The sequence below is a fragment of the Burkholderia sp. Ac-20392 genome, assembly GCF_017104585.1.
GTDB classification, from domain to species: domain Bacteria; phylum Pseudomonadota; class Gammaproteobacteria; order Burkholderiales; family Burkholderiaceae; genus Burkholderia; species Burkholderia lata.
On sequence record NZ_JAAGPB010000313.1, the window covers coordinates 1 to 233 of the forward strand.

The following is a 233-nucleotide window of genomic DNA, read 5'->3' on the forward strand; positions in this document are numbered from 1 at the left end:
AAGGGAGAGTGATCAGGATAAAGAGAGTTGAGAGAGATGTGATCAAGACAGGAAGGGAAACAAGAGGAAGGGAGAAAAGATGGCTGGTAAGAGTGGTAGTGCGAGGATGGAGAGACGAGAAGAGAGAGGACATAGAAAAAATAACTAAGCACGCGATATGCAGTCTAGTAGTAAAGTGTTGTGAGTATTGATGTTGGGTGTGAGAACATCGGATGAGTTTTTTTTTTTTTTTT

Annotated in this window: 1 protein-coding gene; it reads left to right on the forward strand. The window is 41.2% G+C overall.

The window, feature by feature from the left end; genetic code table 11:
• A partial coding sequence (locus G3N99_RS27005) for a hypothetical protein (RefSeq protein ID WP_206123927.1) occupies positions 1-191 on the forward strand: 191 nt, incomplete at its 5' end.
• Between the last annotated feature and the right edge of the window lie 42 nt (positions 192-233).